At 57.6% G+C, this 17,522-nt stretch carries 17 protein-coding genes; 7 read left to right on the top strand and 10 right to left on the bottom strand.

All coding sequences use genetic code 11. The features are described from left to right. Window positions 1-72: 72 nt before the first annotated feature. Both nlpD and rpoS read left to right on the top strand, forming a co-directional pair. A complete protein-coding gene (nlpD, locus tag NI40_RS17595; protein ID WP_033146405.1) occupies window positions 73-1,197 on the top strand; it encodes a murein hydrolase activator NlpD in 1,125 nt (374 codons plus the stop codon). 59 nt (window positions 1,198-1,256) lie between these two features. After that, the gene (gene rpoS / locus NI40_RS17590; protein WP_008499600.1) at window positions 1,257-2,249 is read left to right on the top strand and encodes an RNA polymerase sigma factor RpoS; all 993 of its coding nucleotides are present in this window, start codon (window positions 1,257-1,259) and stop codon (window positions 2,247-2,249) included. A gap of 52 nt (window positions 2,250-2,301) precedes the next feature. Here the strand turns inward: rpoS and NI40_RS17585 are convergent, their stop codons facing one another. Further along, a complete protein-coding gene (locus tag NI40_RS17585; RefSeq protein ID WP_039263358.1) occupies window positions 2,302-2,679 on the bottom strand; it encodes a DUF4440 domain-containing protein in 378 nt (125 codons plus the stop codon). Continuing rightward, window positions 2,676-3,878 (bottom strand): MFS transporter, encoded by a 1,203-nt coding sequence (locus NI40_RS17580; RefSeq protein WP_039263359.1) that lies wholly within the window; start codon window positions 3,876-3,878, stop codon window positions 2,676-2,678. Before NI40_RS17580 ends, NI40_RS17585 begins: the two co-directional genes overlap by 4 nt. A 108-nt stretch (window positions 3,879-3,986) precedes the next feature. Between NI40_RS17580 and NI40_RS17575 the strand changes: the two genes are divergently transcribed. Continuing rightward, the gene (locus NI40_RS17575) at window positions 3,987-4,874 is read left to right on the top strand and encodes a LysR family transcriptional regulator (protein ID WP_039263361.1); all 888 of its coding nucleotides are present in this window, start codon (window positions 3,987-3,989) and stop codon (window positions 4,872-4,874) included. On the opposite strand, the gene NI40_RS17570 is transcribed toward NI40_RS17575, so the two are convergent. Then, entirely contained in the window at window positions 4,871-5,278 is a 408-nt protein-coding gene (locus NI40_RS17570) for a MarR family winged helix-turn-helix transcriptional regulator (protein ID WP_039263362.1), read from the bottom strand. The two genes, NI40_RS17575 and NI40_RS17570, sit on opposite strands and share 4 nt — an antisense overlap. A gap of 172 nt (window positions 5,279-5,450) precedes the next feature. Between NI40_RS17570 and NI40_RS17565 the strand changes: the two genes are divergently transcribed. Genes NI40_RS17565 through NI40_RS17555 form a run of 3 tightly spaced genes read left to right on the top strand, consistent with a single transcriptional unit; the run spans window position 5,451 to window position 7,702 of the window. Next, window positions 5,451-6,053, top strand: coding sequence for a non-oxidative hydroxyarylic acid decarboxylases subunit B (locus tag NI40_RS17565; protein WP_039263363.1), 603 nt, complete (start codon window positions 5,451-5,453; stop codon window positions 6,051-6,053). Next, window positions 6,043-7,470: a non-oxidative hydroxyarylic acid decarboxylases subunit C gene (locus NI40_RS17560; RefSeq protein ID WP_039263365.1), complete on the top strand. Its 1,428-nt coding sequence runs from the start codon at window positions 6,043-6,045 to the stop codon at window positions 7,468-7,470. Before NI40_RS17565 ends, NI40_RS17560 begins: the two co-directional genes overlap by 11 nt. 10 nt (window positions 7,471-7,480) lie before the next feature. Next, window positions 7,481-7,702 (top strand): non-oxidative hydroxyarylic acid decarboxylases subunit D, encoded by a 222-nt coding sequence (locus tag NI40_RS17555; protein ID WP_033146398.1) that lies wholly within the window; start codon window positions 7,481-7,483, stop codon window positions 7,700-7,702. A gap of 93 nt (window positions 7,703-7,795) precedes the next feature. Here NI40_RS17555 and mutS read toward each other — a convergent pair whose 3' ends face one another. Both mutS and NI40_RS17545 read right to left on the bottom strand, forming a co-directional pair. Next, window positions 7,796-10,357: a DNA mismatch repair protein MutS gene (gene mutS, locus NI40_RS17550; protein ID WP_039263367.1), complete on the bottom strand. Its 2,562-nt coding sequence runs from the start codon at window positions 10,355-10,357 to the stop codon at window positions 7,796-7,798. Between the two features lie 113 nt (window positions 10,358-10,470). Next, the gene (locus tag NI40_RS17545) at window positions 10,471-10,701 is read right to left on the bottom strand and encodes a SymE family type I addiction module toxin (RefSeq protein ID WP_039263368.1); all 231 of its coding nucleotides are present in this window, start codon (window positions 10,699-10,701) and stop codon (window positions 10,471-10,473) included. A gap of 174 nt (window positions 10,702-10,875) precedes the next feature. Here NI40_RS17545 and NI40_RS17540 point away from each other — a divergent pair, with 174 nt between their 5' ends. Further along, window positions 10,876-11,220 (top strand): nitrous oxide-stimulated promoter family protein, encoded by a 345-nt coding sequence (locus NI40_RS17540; RefSeq protein WP_029739543.1) that lies wholly within the window; start codon window positions 10,876-10,878, stop codon window positions 11,218-11,220. A 5-nt stretch (window positions 11,221-11,225) separates the two neighbouring features. On the opposite strand, the gene NI40_RS17535 is transcribed toward NI40_RS17540, so the two are convergent. The 5 genes from NI40_RS17535 to flhA form a co-directional block, all read right to left on the bottom strand. Beyond that, complete coding sequence (locus NI40_RS17535; RefSeq protein ID WP_039263369.1) at window positions 11,226-12,446, bottom strand: MDR family MFS transporter; 1,221 nt, start codon at window positions 12,444-12,446, stop codon at window positions 11,226-11,228. A 16-nt stretch (window positions 12,447-12,462) separates the two neighbouring features. Next, window positions 12,463-13,224, bottom strand: a complete 762-nt coding sequence (locus NI40_RS17530) for an ABC transporter ATP-binding protein (protein ID WP_039263371.1) — start codon at window positions 13,222-13,224, stop codon at window positions 12,463-12,465. Continuing rightward, window positions 13,224-14,261 (bottom strand): FecCD family ABC transporter permease, encoded by a 1,038-nt coding sequence (locus NI40_RS17525; protein ID WP_033146393.1) that lies wholly within the window; start codon window positions 14,259-14,261, stop codon window positions 13,224-13,226. The genes NI40_RS17530 and NI40_RS17525 overlap by 1 nt, the downstream gene beginning before the upstream one ends. Continuing rightward, window positions 14,261-15,259 (bottom strand): ABC transporter substrate-binding protein, encoded by a 999-nt coding sequence (locus NI40_RS17520; protein ID WP_039263373.1) that lies wholly within the window; start codon window positions 15,257-15,259, stop codon window positions 14,261-14,263. Before NI40_RS17520 ends, NI40_RS17525 begins: the two co-directional genes overlap by 1 nt. 153 nt (window positions 15,260-15,412) lie before the next feature. Beyond that, the gene (gene flhA, locus NI40_RS17515) at window positions 15,413-17,485 is read right to left on the bottom strand and encodes a formate hydrogenlyase transcriptional activator FlhA (protein WP_029739538.1); all 2,073 of its coding nucleotides are present in this window, start codon (window positions 17,483-17,485) and stop codon (window positions 15,413-15,415) included. Window positions 17,486-17,522 lie beyond the last annotated feature (37 nt).

Below are 17,522 nucleotides of genomic sequence, written 5' to 3'. Positions count from 1 at the left end.
TGTGGCGCGAAAGATTCGTGCCATCACGGTAAATTTTAAGTCACTGGTAGTTAACACATTCCTGGGGGATAAATGAGCGCGGGAAGCCCTAAATTCACCATCAGCCGTGTTGCGGCATTATCACTGGTTTCGCTCTGGCTGGCAGGCTGTACAAGTTCTAACAACGCGCCTGCGCCCGTCAGTTCTGTCGGCGGAAACAGCGGCTCGGGTAACACGTCCGGCGGAATGTTGATCACACCTCCGCCTAAAATGGGCACCTCTACGGCGCAACAAAATCCGCCAATCCAGCCGGTTCAGCGTCCAATGACGCAGCCTACGCAGATTCAGCCAGTGGAACAGCCTGTTCAGACCCAGAATGGCCGCATAGTCTATAACCGTCAGTATGGGAACATTCCGAAAGGCAGCTATACCGGTGGCAGCACCTATACCGTAAAACGCGGGGATACGCTGTTCTACATTGCGTGGATCACCGGGAACGATTTCCGTGACCTCGCGCAGCGCAATAACGTCCAGGCCCCATACGGTCTGGAAGTGGGGCAAACGCTCCAGGTTGGCAACGCGACGGGCACGCCGCTTACGCCTGGCAACACCGTTTCAGCGGCCGATGTGACGGCTCAAAATAACAGCGTTAAGCCTGCACAAAAATCCACCACGGTGGTTGCTTCACAACCTGTAATTACGTATTCTGAGGATTCAGGTGATCAGACTGCTAACAAAATGTTGCCGAATAATAAAGGGACTGCGACTGTTGTCACAGCACCGGTGACGGCACCTGTGGTTAGCTCTACTGAACCGACTGCCAGCAGTATGACCTCCAGTTCGCCAATCTCTGCATGGCGCTGGCCAACTGACGGCAAGGTTATCGAGAACTTCTCTTCCTCCGAGGGGGGAAATAAAGGGATCGATATCGCAGGGAGTAAAGGACAGGCTATCATCGCGACCGCAGACGGGCGCGTTGTGTATGCCGGTAACGCTCTGCGCGGTTACGGTAATCTTATTATCATCAAACATAACGATGATTACCTGAGTGCCTACGCCCATAACGACACAATGCTGGTCCGGGAACAACAAGAAGTTAAGGCGGGGCAAAAAATCGCTACCATGGGTAGCACCGGAACCAGTTCTACACGCTTGCATTTTGAAATTCGTTACAAGGGGAAATCCGTAAACCCGCTGCAGTATTTGCCGCAGCGATAATTTGACGGGGCATGCCAGCCAGGGTGTCTCGTTCAGGGATCACGGGTAGGAGCCACCTTATGAGTCAGAATACGCTGAAAGTTCATGATTTAAATGAAGACGCGGAATTTGATGAGAACGGAGTAGAGGCTTTTGACGAAAAAGCCTTAGTAGAAGAGGAACCCAGTGATAACGATTTGGCTGAAGAAGAGCTGTTATCGCAGGGTGCCACACAGCGTGTACTGGACGCGACTCAGCTTTACCTTGGGGAGATTGGTTACTCCCCACTGCTAACGGCCGAAGAAGAAGTCTATTTCGCACGTCGTGCTTTGCGTGGTGATGTAGCCTCGCGTCGTCGCATGATTGAAAGTAACCTGCGACTGGTCGTGAAAATTGCCCGCCGTTACGGCAATCGTGGTCTGGCTCTGCTGGATCTGATTGAAGAGGGCAACTTAGGTCTCATCCGCGCAGTTGAGAAGTTTGACCCGGAACGCGGGTTCCGTTTCTCAACCTACGCGACCTGGTGGATTCGCCAGACCATCGAACGGGCTATTATGAACCAGACCCGTACGATCCGCCTGCCGATTCACATCGTCAAAGAGTTGAACGTTTATCTGCGTACCGCACGCGAGTTGTCCCATAAACTGGACCACGAGCCAAGCGCAGAAGAGATTGCTGAGCAACTCGATAAACCGGTTGATGACGTAAGCCGTATGCTGCGTCTCAACGAGCGCATTACCTCCGTTGACACCCCGCTGGGTGGCGACTCCGAAAAAGCGCTGCTGGACATCCTGGCCGATGAAAAAGACAACGGTCCGGAAGACACCACGCAGGACGATGACATGAAGCAGAGCATCGTCAAATGGCTGTTCGAACTGAACGCCAAACAGCGTGAAGTGCTGGCACGTCGTTTCGGTTTACTGGGGTATGAAGCTGCGACACTGGAAGACGTCGGCCGCGAAATTGGCCTGACCCGTGAACGTGTTCGTCAGATTCAGGTTGAAGGTCTGCGCCGCCTGCGTGAAATCCTGCAGGGGCAAGGTCTGAATATCGAAGCGCTGTTCCGCGAATAAGCAACCTTTCGTCAAAAAAGGCCCGTCGTGAGACGGGCCTTTTTCTTTTGCGCTACGGCTTAGCCGTTTCGTGCAGCAGACGCCACACTATCCGATCGCCTTCCTGATTGAGCACCGCGGTTGACCAGCGCACGTTGACGGGCAGGTCCGGCCGGGTTTGCGTCTCCCGGTAGTGGAGCACCGCGCCACGATCCCAGCGCTGGATCGTGGACAATTCGTCAATGACGATCTTCAGTCCTGGACGGCTTCCGCGCTGGTTTTCCAGAAAACTGGCAAGACCGATATAGTCGATCTGAACGCCGCCCGGCGGGATCATCAGAAAATCCGGGCTGAAGCGGGCGAGCAGGGCGTCGGGATCTCCTTCACCTTTGCCTAACCAGTTTTCAAGCGCAATGTGGAGGTCGATAATGTCGTGTTCGAAAGGCGTCATGAATTCTCCTGTCGCAGCTGGGTGAGCACCTGCGTATTGTTAAGACGAAAAACGTACGGTACAGGCAGCAAGGTCATGCTTGCGGCAAAAATAAACATTCCGTGCCAGGCCGCGAGCGGTGGCAGCCAGACCTGCGCCAGGTTCAGCGTCTGCGCCAGCAGCAGGGCACCGGCAAAAAAGCTCAGCTGCCGATTAAGATTCCACAGCGCGCTGGCATCCGGCATCTCTTCCCGGCGCGTCGTCAGAAAAGCGCTGCTTTGAGCCGTACTGCTGCACAGGCTTCCCCCCGCGCCCATCAGGGTAAACGCAACGGCAGGCAGCAGCGTCGCCGAACTGACGTTAATCAAAAGCAGAATACCCGTCGCCTGCAGCAGGCAACCGATGACGATCAGCGGTCGGGGGCCGATACGGTTAAAATAGCGTCCCGTTGCCGTGATGGCGATAAACGATGCCACGGACCACGGCAGCATGAGCATCCCCGTTGCGGCTGGGCTCATGTTCGCCACGTGCTGAAGATAAAACATGCCCGTGACGTTCACCCCAATAAACATGCCGGGTACGCAGATATAAACAAGCATGGAAAAACGCAAAAGCGGGTCCGCGAGCAACGACAGGTTTAGCAGTCTGGCCGCTTTCATCGCGGGCATTTCGTGTTTAAGCCACAGGCAGGCCAAAACAAAGGTCACGACAGCGACCGGTAGCGTGGCGAAAAATATCCATCGCCAGCTGAGCGTCTGCACCAGCAGTCCTCCGATAGCAGGAGAGCAGGCCGGGGCAAGCAACGCGACCAACATCACCGCCGAGGAGAGTCGGGCACGCTCGTGAGGCTTAAACTGTTGCCAGGTCAGCGCCTGTCCGACGGGGATCAGTAAGCCCCCTCCCACGCCCTGGATCACACGCCAGGCGATCAGGCTTTCAAGCGTTGCAGACAGGCCCGCCGCTGCGGAGGCTGCGCTGAACAGAAAAAGCGAGAGCAGGATGACGCGCTTTGGCCCGATGCGGCGCGTGAGCACGCTGCTAAACGGGATCACCAGCGTCAGGCCGGCAATGTACCCGTTACTGACCCAGGCAAGGGCTGAAGGCGTGGTGTTAAAGGCCTGAGCCATTGCCGGGAAGGCGACGCTGGCAATGAACATGTTGATCAAATCAAGAAAAAAGCCCAGCAGATAAACAGCGGCGACTTTGCTGCGATACGTCATGGTGGATCCTCCGGTGAGGTGGCGTATCGTATCGATCCGGGAAGAACGGATAAACCTGACAAAGCGCGATATACTGTCAAAAATATTTTGACAGTAAAGGGCGTGATGATGATTAACCTGCAGCGGGCTCAGATGTTTGTCGCGGTGGCCGATACCGGCAGTTTCACGGCCGCAGCCGAGGCAATGGGGCTGACAAAAGCCGTGGTCAGCTTCAATATTCGCCAGCTTGAAGATGAGCTGGGCGTTACGCTGCTGCTGCGCTCGACCCGCCGCCTGACGTTAACCGAGGCGGGCGCACTCTTTCATCAACGCAGCGTGGCGCTTCTGAAGGATGCGGAACGGCTGCAGGATGATGTCCGCGCGAATCATGCGGGGCTTACTGGCGAACTGCGGATCACGACGACGCCCGAGTATGGCTCACAGGTGGTGGTGCCGCTGCTGGCCAGGTTTAGCCAGCAGCACCCGGATCTTCGCGTGCGGCACGTTTCGTCGTCCCTGCACGCCGACCTTATCTCGGAGCGCTTTGACGTAGCTATCCGGCTGGGAACGCTTGCCGATTCGCGCAACCACGCCGCGCTGATTTCGCACTTCTCGATTCTCCCCGTTGCGACGCCCGGGTGGCTCGTTAACCATCCGATCGAAACGCTTGCGCACCTTGCCAACGCCGACTGGATTATTCACGAGCGCCTGGCCTCGCCGCTGCGCTGGCAGGTGAAGGATGCCAGCGGTGCACCCGAAACGCTGGAGATAAAAAAAGCGCCGCGCCTGTTTGCCGACAGCTCGCAGGCTCTTATGGCCTTTGCACTCGCGGGCGGAGGCGTGGCGTTACTGCCGGAATGGCTGGCGCGCGATGCGCTTGATGCGGGAAGACTGGTCCCGGTTTTACCGGGATATACCTTTGCGCAGCAGGGCATCTATGCGGTTTATCCCGATGCCCGGCACGTGTCGGCGAAGGTGCGCACGTTTATCGATTTTATGCGCACCAGCGTGAATTAATCGTGCATCATCTTTTTGATGAGCGCAGAGAACTGCTCCCGCTCGGCCTTGTTAAGACGTCCTAAAAACGCCTCATCCACCTCGTTGCCAACCGGTTTACAGCCCGCAAGCAGGGCTTCACCTTCTGGCGTCAGGAAGACAAACCGGCGGCGCTTATCGGCCGGATCGTGCTCGCGTTTCACCAGCCCGCGCGCCTCCATGCGGCTGAGCATCTCCGCCAGGGTCGCTTTCGTGCTGACCGCCACTTCGGTCAACGCCACCTGTTCAATACCCGGATGCTCGGCAATAGAGCGCATAACCGCATACTGTGGCTTGGTCAGTTCCGGTAAGGCATGTTGCCACTGCGCGGTATGCTGTTGAAAAAGCTGACGTAACAGGTGGAACGCCTCTTGACTTAGTTCCATGAACACTCCGACGGAAAAAATCTCTCCCCTATGATAGCCGCTATTGCTCTCAATTTTAACGCGGCATCTTTTAGCCATTCGTGTGATCGTATGCGAACGATCTTGTCAGGTAAACGATCCTGGAGTAGCTTATTTATAATGTTCGTACACGAACAAAATATTGAGGTGATGAATGAGATTGATAGTAGGAATGACGGGAGCAACGGGCGCACCGCTGGGCGTGGCGCTGCTGCAGGCGTTACGGGAAATGCCGGAGGTGGAGACGCATCTGGTGATGTCTAAGTGGGCAAAAACCACCATTGAGCTTGAAACGCCCTACACCGTGCACGACGTTGCTGCCCTGGCTGACGTTGTCCACAGTCCGGCAGACCAGGCCGCCACCATCTCCTCAGGCTCGTTTCGCACCGACGGCATGATCGTCATTCCCTGCAGCATGAAAACGCTCGCGGGGATCCGCGCGGGCTACGCCGAAGGGCTGGTGGGACGCGCGGCTGACGTGGTGCTAAAAGAGGGGCGCAAGCTGGTGCTGGTTCCGCGTGAAACGCCGCTCAGCACCATTCATCTTGAGAACATGCTCGCACTTTCCCGCATGGGCGTGGCGATGGTGCCGCCCATGCCTGCGTATTACAACCACCCACAAACCGCAGATGACATTACCCAGCACATCGTGACCCGCGTGCTCGATCAGTTCGGGCTGGAGCATAAAAAGGCGCGCCGCTGGAACGGGCTGCGGGAGGCGAAACATTTTTCACAGGAGAATAAAGATGGCATTTGATGATTTGAGAAGCTTCCTGCAGGCGCTCGATGAGCAAGGGCAGCTGCTGAAAATTGAGGAAGAGGTTAACGCCGAGCCCGATCTTGCGGCGGCAGCCAACGCGACCGGCCGCATTGGCGACGGCGCGCCCGCGCTGTGGTTCGACAACATTCGTGGCTTTACCGATGCCCGCGTGGTGATGAACACCATCGGCTCCTGGCAGAACCACGCCATTTCGATGGGGCTGCCTGCGAACACCCCGGTAAAAAAACAGATCGACGAATTTATCCGCCGCTGGGATAAATTCCCCGTCACGCCGGAGCGTCGCGCCAACCCGGCCTGGGCGCAGAATACGGTGGACGGTGAAGATATTAACCTGTTCGATATCCTGCCGCTGTTTCGTCTGAACGACGGTGACGGCGGTTTTTATCTCGATAAAGCGTGCGTTGTCTCGCGCGATCCGCTCGACCCGGGCAACTTCGGCAAGCAGAACGTCGGGATCTACCGCATGGAAGTGAAGGGCAAGCGCAAGCTCGGCCTGCAGCCTGTTCCGATGCACGATATCGCCCTGCATCTGCACAAGGCGGAAGAGCGCGGTGAAGACCTGCCGATTGCGATTACGCTGGGCAACGACCCGATCATCACCCTGATGGGCGCCACGCCGCTGAAATACGATCAGTCCGAGTATGAAATGGCCGGCGCGCTGCGTGAAAGCCCGTACCCGATTGCCACCGCGCCGCTGACCGGCTTCGATGTGCCCTGGGGTTCTGAAGTGATCCTGGAAGGGGTGATTGAAGGCCGCAAGCGTGAAATCGAGGGGCCATTCGGCGAGTTTACCGGACACTATTCCGGTGGCCGTAACATGACGGTTGTCCGTATCGACAAAGTTTCTTACCGCACCAAACCGATTTTTGAGTCGCTCTACCTCGGCATGCCGTGGACCGAGATTGACTATCTGATGGGACCGGCCACCTGCGTGCCGCTCTACCAGCAGCTGAAAGCGGAATTCCCGGAAGTGCAGGCGGTGAACGCGATGTACACCCATGGTCTGCTGGCGATTATCTCCACCAAAAAACGCTACGGCGGTTTTGCCCGCGCGGTCGGTTTACGCGCCATGACCACGCCGCACGGTCTGGGCTACGTGAAGATGGTAATTATGGTGGATGAGGATGTCGATCCGTTCAACCTTCCGCAGGTGATGTGGGCGCTGTCGTCGAAAGTGAACCCGGCAGGGGATCTGGTGCAGCTGCCGAACATGTCGGTCCTTGAACTCGATCCTGGCTCCAGCCCGGCGGGCATTACCGACAAACTGATTATCGATGCCACCACGCCTGTCGCGCCGGACACCCGGGGTCACTACAGCCAGCCGGTACAGGATCTGCCTGAAACCAAAGCCTGGGCTGAAAAACTGACCGCGATGCTGGCAACACGTCAATAAGGAGGAAAAGATGATTTGTCCACGTTGTGCCGATGAGCATATTGAAGTGATGGCGACGTCGCCGGTAAAAGGGGTCTGGACCGTTTACCAGTGCCAGCATTGTTTGTATACCTGGCGTAATACTGAACCGCTGCGCCGTACCAGCCGCGAGCATTACCCGGAAGCGTTCCGCATGACGCAGAAGGATATTGACGAGGCACCACAGGTGCCGACGATCCCGCCGCTGCTGTAAAAAAAAGCCCGGTGGCGCAGCGCTTACCGGGCATACAGGGTTTGTAGGTCGGGTATGGCGAAGCCGCCACCCGACAAAACAGACCGCAGAAAACTAAACCAGACTCTTCAACCTGTAAATCCACTCCAGCGCCTGACGCGGCGTCAGTGAATCCGGGTCGAGGTTTTCCAGCGCTTCCACCGCAGGCGACGTCTCTTCCGCAGGCACCAACAGCGACATCTGCGTACCATCAATCTGCGTCGCTGCCGCATTCGGTGACAGGCTTTCCAGCTCACGCAGTTTCTGACGCGCGCGCTTGATCACCTCTTTCGGCACACCAGCCAGCGCCGCGACGGCCAGGCCATAGCTCTTGCTCGCCGCGCCATCCTGTACCGTGTGCATGAAGGCAATGGTATCGCCGTGCTCCAGCGCATCCAGATGAACGTTCGCAACCCCTTCCATTTTCTCCGGCAGCTGCGTCAGTTCGAAATAGTGGGTGGCAAACAGCGTCATGGCCTTGATTTTATTCGCAAGGCTTTCCGCACAGGCCCATGCCAGCGACAGACCGTCATAGGTTGACGTTCCGCGCCCGACTTCGTCCATCAGCACCAGGCTGTGCTCCGTCGCGTTATGCAGAATGTTTGCCGTTTCGGTCATCTCGACCATGAAGGTTGAGCGACCGCTCGCCAGATCGTCCGCTGCCCCGACGCGGGTAAAGATACGGTCGATGGGGCCAATCTCCACGTTTTGCGCCGGGACGTAGCTGCCGATATACGCAAGCAGCGCAATCAGCGCCGTCTGACGCATATAGGTACTCTTACCGCCCATGTTCGGACCGGTAATGATCAACATTCTTCTCTGCGGTGACAGGCTCAGCGGGTTGGCGATGAACGGTTCGTTCAGCACCTGTTCTACCACCGGGTGACGGCCTTCGGTTATGCGAATGCCGGGCTTGTCGGTAAAGGTTGGGCAGGTGTAGTTCAGCGTTTCAGCGCGTTCTGCCAGATTGACCAGCACGTCCAGCTCCGCCAGCGCGCTGGCGCTTTGCTGCAGGTCGCCCAGGTGCGGCATCAGCATGTCGAACAGCTCTTCATACAGCTGTTTTTCCAGGGCCAGCGCCTTGCCTTTCGAGGTGAGGACTTTGTCTTCGTACTCTTTCAGTTCAGGAATGATATAGCGTTCGGCGTTTTTCAACGTCTGGCGACGCACGTAGTGAATCGGCGCCAGGTGGCTCTGCCCGCGGCTAATCTGAATGTAGTAACCGTGTACCGCGTTATACCCCACTTTCAGGGTGTCGAGCCCAAGACGCTCGCGCTCGCGGATTTCCAGCTTATCGAGGTAGTCCGTCGCACCGTCGGCCAGCGCGCGCCATTCGTCCAGCTCCTCGTTGTAGCCTGGGGCAATCACGCCGCCATCACGCACCAGAACCGGAGGCGCATCGATAATAGCGCGCTCCAGGAGTTCGCGAAGCTCGGTAAATTCGCCCATGGTTTCGCGGAGTTTCTGTACCGGCGCGCTGTCAACGTCACTCAGCTGCGCGCGCAGTTCCGGCAGCTGCTGGAAAGCATGACGCATCCGCGCGAGATCGCGTGGTCGTGCTGTTCGCAGTGCCAGACGCGCAAGGATACGCTCCAGATCGCCCACCTGGCGCAGAACCGGCTGCAGCTCGGTATAGCGATCCTGCAGCGCGGCAATCGTCTGCTGACGGCAAACCAGCGTCTCGGTATCGCGGATCGGCATATGCAGCCAGCGTTTCAGCATGCGGCTGCCCATTGGCGTTACCGTACTGTCGAGGACCGACGCGAGCGTATTTTCTACGCCACCCGCCAGGTTCTGCGTGATCTCCAGGTTACGGCGCGTGGCGGCATCCATGATGATGCTGTCCTGCTGGCGCTCCATGGTGATAGAGCGGATATGCGGCAGGGCGGTGCGCTGGGTATCTTTCACGTACTGCAGGAGACAACCGGCCGCACACAGCCCGCGCGGTGCGTTTTCAACGCCAAAGCCAATCAGATCGCGGGTGCCAAACTGCAGATTCAGCTGCTGGCGCGCGGTATCAATTTCGAATTCCCACAGCGGACGACGGCGCAACCCGCGACGACCTTCAATCAGCGCCATTTCGGCGAAATCTTCGGCATAGAGCAATTCTGCCGGGTTGGTGCGCTGCAGTTCGGCGGCCATCGTTTCACGGTCAGCCGGTTCACTCAGGCGAAAACGTCCGGAGCTAATATCCAGCGTCGCGTAGCCAAACCCTTTGCCGTCCTGCCACAGCGCTGCCAGCAGGTTATCCTGGCGCTCCTGCAACAGGGCTTCATCACTGATGGTGCCAGGCGTGACGATGCGCACGACTTTGCGTTCCACCGGGCCTTTTGAGGTCGCCGGATCGCCGATCTGTTCGCAGATGGCAACGGACTCGCCCTGATTCACCAGCTTCGCCAGGTAGTTTTCTACCGCGTGGTGCGGGATACCTGCCATAGGAATGGGCTCGCCTGCCGATGCGCCACGTTTGGTCAGCGAGATGTCGAGCAGCTGCGATGCACGCTTAGCATCGTCATAAAACAGCTCGTAAAAATCGCCCATACGGTAAAACAGCAGGATTTCCGGATGCTGTGCTTTCAGCTTCAGATACTGCTGCATCATCGGCGTATGTGCGTCGAAATTGTCGATTGTGCTCATGGAGTTATGATGTCCATTTCTTTGAAAATAAACCGTTTTGATGGGCTCAAAGGCCGTTTGTTCCTTCTATTGTCGCATGAAAAAAAGGTCCGGCGCAGAAAAATGTCGTGGCTTTACGAGGCATCTTCCGGCATTAATTCGATGACAATTTTTCCATGCTCCACGCCCACCCTGACTCGGGAATGGGTCGTAAACCCCGCCTTTTCAAGCCAGTCACCTTTTAAGCTCAGCGCCGCATGTACGCTGTAGCGCTTCGGTATCTTTGTATTGCGGTCTTCATGGCGCTTTCTAAAATATCCCACTTTCAAATGGCGATAGGGTTTGCCGATCGTGAGCTCTTGCATAGGGTCTCCAGACAACATGGACAAAGGTCATTTCTGATGCTGTATAAAATACCAGTGATTGTTCGCCGGTGCAGGGCTAAAACTGGAATCAGCCTTCAGGAAACGAAATGCAACCGCTGAAATCCAGCGTTGAAAGGTGTATTATCGATGCACTTTATTATTCGGTAATCCGCTATGTCCGGTAAACGCATCTCTCGAGAAAAAGAGACCATCGCGAAAATGATCGCGTTGTATGAAAAGCAGTGTCCGCAGGCATCTCAGGAGGAAGGGCACTATCAGGCGCTCAACGCGTATGCCGATAAGCGCCTGGATAAATGCGTTTTCGGTGAGGAAAAGCCGGCCTGCAAGCAGTGCCCCGTACACTGCTACCAGCCTGCCAGACGTGAAGAGATGAAGCAGGTTATGCGCTGGGCAGGCCCGCGTATGTTATGGCGTCATCCTATTCTTACCGTTCGTCATCTGATGGATGACCGTCGTCCCGTGCCGGAACTGCCGGAGAAATACCGTCCGAAAAAGTGATCGGTTCAGCGTCTCAGCGGGCGGCAAATCACCTTCAGGGCCAGCGCGCTGCAGAGCGGGAAGAGGGCCAGCAGTAGCCAGGGATACATCGCCTGCGTTGAGGGCACCAGCGCGCGGTCCAGCAGGCTGCCAAACACCAGGTTTCCCGCCAGTACCGCTATGCCTCCGGCGGTGGCGAGTGCGCCGTAGTGCGCGCCAAGCGTGGATTTCTCCGCAAACCGAGGGATCAGATCTTTAGCCGATGGCACCAGCAGCATTTGCCCCAGCGTCAACAGCGTCACAAAACAGACAGAAGGCAGTAAGCGCAGCCAGCCTTCCTGCGGCGTCATCGGGGCGAACGTCGCCACGCTCGCAAAGGCGGCTGACAGCAGCAAAAATCCCACCGGCAGAATTCTCACCGCGCCCACGCGACGGGCGAAGCGCGCCAGCGGCAGCTGTAAGGTGATGATCAAAACGGAGGCCAGCATAAAAAGCGGGCCGAGATCTTTTTCGTTACCGCCAGAACGCTGGATCTCCACCGGCAGCGCCAGATAAAGCTGGTTATAGCTTAACAACCATGAACTGTAGGCAATGATAAAGGCGACAAAGCGCGGCTGACGGAACGTTGTCCACCAGGGCTGTATTTTCAGCGTCTGTGAACGGTGGCCAGCAGCAGGCAGGCAAAAGTAGAGCACCACTAGCGCAATAACAAAGACGCCTGCCCCCGCCAGCGCCACCTGACGAAAGCCGAGGCCGGTGAGCAGGGCGCCAGCAACCGGGCCCAGTACCGCGCCGAGCTCTCCGCAGACGGCAAAGAGCGCAAACCACTCCGCGCGGCTGCGTTTGCCATTTGCCTCGCTGTGCGTGCCTGCTTTTGCCAGCAGTGCCTCAATCGAGGGAGAAAATAACGCGCCGCCAACGCCCGTCAGACACGCGCCCAGAATAATCGGCCACAGGGATTCCCCGAAGGCCAGCAGCAGATAGCCTGAAACACGAACAATACAGCCGCTCAGGATAATCACTTTCGCGCCAAACCGGTCCGAGAGCGCACCGCCAACGATAAACATCCCCTGTTGCGAGAAGGTACGCAGGCCCAGGATCAGCCCGATCAGTCCGCCGGAGAGCAGCATGTCGTCGCGCAGGAATATCGCCAGGAAGGGAACGACGGCGTAAAAGCCAATGTTGAAAACAAACTGGCTACCCAGTAAGACGGGCGGCCAGAGCGTGGCGGCAGGGCGAAGGGGCATCGTCGTTCACTCGCCCCTAAACGATAAAGTGGATGTGCTTTTTGCCATGGAACGGCGAGATCTCGATTTTGGTTTTGACCCGGAAGACATCCCACAACAATGACTCGGATAAGATGTCCTGCGGTGTCCCCGTCGCCACAATTTGCCCTTTCTGCATCACAATCAGCGAGTCGCAGAACATCGAGGCGTGGTTGAGATCGTGGATAGCGACAATGCTGGTGACCGGTAATTCGCTGATCAACTGCATCAGCTGCATCTGATGATGAATGTCGAGGTGGTTGGTCGGCTCGTCCAGCAGGATTTCCGTTGGGGTCTGAGCCAGGGCGCGGGCAATATGCACCCGCTGGCGCTCTCCGCCGGAGAGGCTCAGCCAGCCCTGATCGCTTTTATCCAGCATATCCACGCGCTCCAGGGCGGCGGTGACGGTTTCGTCATCGTGGTTGCTCCAGTTGGAAAAAGCGGAGTGGTGCGGAATACGCCCGAGTTTCACCACGTCGCGCACGCGCATGTTGGCGTCCGTCATGCCGTGCTGCTCGACGAAGGCGACCCGGCGCGCCAGCTGCTTTTTGGCGATGCGGGAGATGTCCTGCCCGTCCAGGGTAACGCAGCCAGCATTCGGGCGACGAAGCCCGGCGAGGATCCGTAAAAGAGACGATTTACCGCAGCCGTTAGGGCCAAGCAGCCCTACCGTTTCGCCCCGGGAAACCTTCAGCGAGACGTCGTTAACGATGACCTTTTTGCCGACCTTCCAGGTAATATTTTCAGCGCAGATACTCATCACTTATTCCTTGAACGGTAGATAATCACGGCAAAGAAAGGCACGCCAACCAGCGCGGTGACCACGCCGACGGGCAGGCTTTGCGGCGCAATCAGCATGCGCGAGGCAATGTCTGCCAGCACCATCAGGATCGCCCCTGCCAGCGCGCTGGCAATCAGCAGCGTGCGGTGCAGCGGCCCGAACAGGAAACGCATCACGTGCGGGACCACCAGCCCGACAAAGCCGATTGAGCCCGCCATGCTGACAATCGTCGCGGTAATCAGCGCGGTAGTGGTAAAGAGCGTCAGGCGCACCCACGGGACGGCAATACCTAAAGAGGCGGCGGCGTCATCACCGAACGTGAAGGCATCCAGCGCCCGGGAATAGTAGAGGCAAACGGCTAATCCAGTCAGCACCACCACCAGCGCCAGCTGGAATTCCGGCCAGCGAACGCCGCTGAAGCTGCCCAGCAGCCAGAACATCACGTCGCGCGCCTGCTGGGCGCTGGCGGAGGTGCTGATGGTGTAGGCAGTAATGGCGTTGAACAGCTGTGAGGCGGCAACGCCAGCCAGAATGGTACGTTCATTTCCCCCGCGCGCGCCGTTCGTCAGAAACGCGACAAACGCAAAGGCGGCGAACGCCCCGGCAAACGCGCCCGCAGAGAGCGACACCGCACCGGTGCCAATCCCCAAAACGACGACCGACACCGCCCCGGTTGAGGCACCTGCCGACACGCCGAGCACGTAAGGTTCCGCCAGGGCGTTCTTCAGGAGGCTCTGCAATACGGCACCGCAGATGGCCAGCCCCGCGCCGCAGCAGGCCGCCACCAGCGCGCGGCTCAGGCGAAAGTCCCAGATCACGCTCTCATAGATGCGGGTGAGCGGAACCTCTGTGAGCCCCATTTTATTGCTGATGGCGTAAAACACCTTATCCAGCGGGATGGACAACTCGCCGACGCTGACGCTCAGCGCGATCGTCAGAGATAACAGTACCAGGGCGAGCAAACCCGAGGTCGTCAGAACCAGGCTCTGCCGGGCCTGAAGAACGGCGGTTGTCATCAGTTCAGCCCCAGCTTTCTGAGCTGTTCGCCGACCTGCTCAGCCCCGTAAATCGTACGGATCGTCGGGTTCATCGCCTGGCCGTCCATCACCACGATATGGCCTTTTTTCACCGCGTCCAGCTGGCTGACCGCCGGATCGCTCTTCAGGAATTTGATTTTTTCTTCCGCGTTATCCAGCGCCCAGCGGTTGCGGTCCAGGCTGGACACCACGATGACATCCGGATTGGCGGCAATAATGCTTTCCCAACCCACGGTTGGCCATTCGGTCTCGGACGTAATGGCGTTATGGCCGCCCATCAGGCTGGCGATAAACCCGGAGGGGCTATTTTTACCGCCGACGTAGGCGTCTGCAGAAGGGGATGAACTGGAGAACCAGAAGACAAACGAAAGGTCTTTTTTACTCTTGCCGAATTCCTTACGCAGGTCGGCCTCGCGTTTTTTGAAATCGGCAATGACGGCCTGACCGCGGTCTTCAACGTTAAAGATTTTGGCGAAATCCTCAATCTCTTTATAGAGATACGTCATATCCCACAGCTTCTGGCGGCTGCCGTACATATCGCCGGTGGCTTTTTTTGTTGCACACATGCCCGGCGACACGTAGCTGTTCACGCCCAGGGTCATCAGGTCTTCGCGTTTTGCGACCTTACTTTCAGGCCCCAGCAGCAGCGGGGACTGCGCGGGGACAAAGTCAGGATTTTGCGCAAGAACGGATTCAAGGGTCGGGATTTCGACCGTCAGGGTTTTGATTTTTGCATTCTGTTCCGCCAGCTGCGGCAGCACTTTGGTCGGCCAGAAGGCGCTGGCCTTCACCTTATCTTCCAGGCCCAGCAGGAGCAAAATTTCGACGGTGTTCTGGCCCAGGGCCACGACGCGTTCCGGTGCTTTGGTGAATGTCTCTTTGTAGCCACAGTTTTCAATCGTCAGGGGATAGGTGGTTGCCAGAGCAGAACCGACCGACGCAATCGCCAGGCCTAACGCGCAGATGACCTTTTTCATGAAACGCTACCCTTCATTAAAATTATTATTGATGCAAATGAAACTCATTATTAAGGCGGAATTTTATACAGAGGAAACGATTTTGTGTCAATGAGGGACAATTGCGCAGGGGAACAAAAGGCGGTGTCAGAAAAACACCGCCGGAATAAGGTCTTAAATGAGGCTCTCTTTATCAATCCCGAGACGCTTCATGCGTGACAGAAGGGTGGTGCGTTTTAACCCCAGTCGCTGGGCGGCACCTTTTGGCCCGGCGACCACGCCGTTGGTCTCTTTCAGCACGCGCATAATGAGCTGATATTCATCTTCTCCCTCTTTCGCTGTCTCGGCGGCGGGCGCGGTCACGTCAGGAAGCGTAACCTCAGGCAGGGAGAGTTGCAGCACGTTACCGCGCGTCAGCAGCACCGCGCGTTCGATGACGTTTTCCAGCTCGCGCACGTTGCCGGGCCATTCCATCGATGAAAGAGTGCGCAACGTCTCGGCAGGAATACTGTCGATGTTGCGCCCCATCCGGCGCGCGATCTTCGCGGTAAAGGCTTTGACCAGCAGGGGGATATCTTCCGGGCGCTCGCGCAGCGGCGGCAGGAAGATCGGGAAGACGTTCAGACGATAGTAAAGATCGCTGCGAAACTCGCGGTCGGCGACCATTTTTTTTAGGTCACGGTTGGTGGCGGCAATCAGCCGCACGTCGGTCTGGATAAGCTTGTTGCTGCCCAGGCGCTCAAACTCCTGCTCCTGCAGGACGCGCAGCAGTTTCGGCTGTAGCTCCAGCGGCATATCACCCACTTCGTCGAGGAACAGCGAGCTTTTGTCCGCCAGCTCAAAACGGCCCAGCCGCTGGCTGCTGGCCCCGGTGAATGCACCGCGCTCGTGGCCGAACAGATCGCTTTCCAGCAGTCCCGCAGGCATCGCGGCGCAGTTCATCTTCACCATCCGTCGGCTGTTGCGGTTGCTCAGGTTGTGGATGGCGCGGGCTATCAGCTCTTTGCCCGTGCCGGTTTCGCCCAGAATCAGCACCGTGCTGTCGCTTTGCGCCACCATTTCAACCTGCTTAAGCACGCTGTACATGGCGTCGCTGCGCCCGATGATTTCACCAAACTCGCTGTCCACGTTGTTGAGCTGTTCGGTCAGGGCCAGGTTCTCATCCACCAGCCGCTCTTTCAGGCGATGAATTTCCTGATAGGCGAGGGCGTTATCCAGCGCGATGGAAATACGCTCGGCAATCTGGCGCAGCAGCTTCAGGTTGGCGGTGGTAAACACGCCCTCCTCGCACTGCGCCAGCTTTAGCACGCCCAGCATGGTGTTGCCAGACATCAGCGGCAGCAGACAAAGGGTCTGAATTTTATTGCCCCAGGTGTTAAACAGCATCCGCTCGTACGGCGCGACCGGGTCCTGCTCGTTCAGGTTGAGCAGGAGGATCTCTTTGCTTTTGAAGACCCGCTCGGAAAGGGTGCCCGCTTCGTCCACCTCGCTCTGCTCGTGCGCCGGGTTGGCTTCATCGAGATAGTGCGTGGAGTAGATGTTCAGCTTGCCCTTGCGATGGCCGCGCAGCGCAATGCTGATGGCGTCGATTTTGAAATAGTGGTGGATCTCTTTCGAGACTTCGCTGACCAGCTCGTCCATGTCCAGGCGGGAGAGCACGGCGTTGGTGATGGCGACCAGAATGCGGAAGTTGTCGCGCTCGCGGCTCAGCAGGTCGTAATCGACGTTATTGGTGACGCGGCTTTGGATCTGCTCCGCGACGACGGCCACAATCTGGGTAAAGGTGTGCAGGCGCTCGTATTCCGCCTCGCTCCAGGGCTGGTCGGTCGTGCGGATAAACTCGCAGCCGCCAAAAATCTGGCCCTCAGCCGCCAGCGGCAGCATGCAGTAATGCCCGAAAGGCTGATAGAGGTCGCTTTCCGCCAGCTTCGGCCACGCCTGGCGGAACTCCGCAAAGTTGCAGTGCAGCACTTCAGGCCGGGAGAGTATGCGGCGCACCGGGCCGTGCGCAAGATACGTTTCGTCTTCGTATTCAAACGTTTTGCCATTATCGCGCGTCGAGTAGTAGCTCGCGCGCTGCGTTCCGCTATGCCAGAGCACAATCGCGGCGCTGTCCGCCAGCGCCGATTGCCTGACCAGCCGCGTCAGGGCATCGCTCAGCGCGCCGAGATCGGGCTGCTGTAAAAGTGTGCGCGTGATGTCAAACAGGCCCTGCTGTCCAAGATCGCTCATCGGTGTATACGGCATATTGCTTTCCAATAGAAACTGGCAAAAAAGAGATTCA

The organism is Enterobacter sp. E20 (assembly GCF_000801755.2).
In the GTDB taxonomy this organism is placed as follows: Bacteria; Pseudomonadota; Gammaproteobacteria; order Enterobacterales; family Enterobacteriaceae; genus Enterobacter; species Enterobacter asburiae_B.
This window is presented reverse-complemented; position numbering and strand designations above follow the sequence as displayed.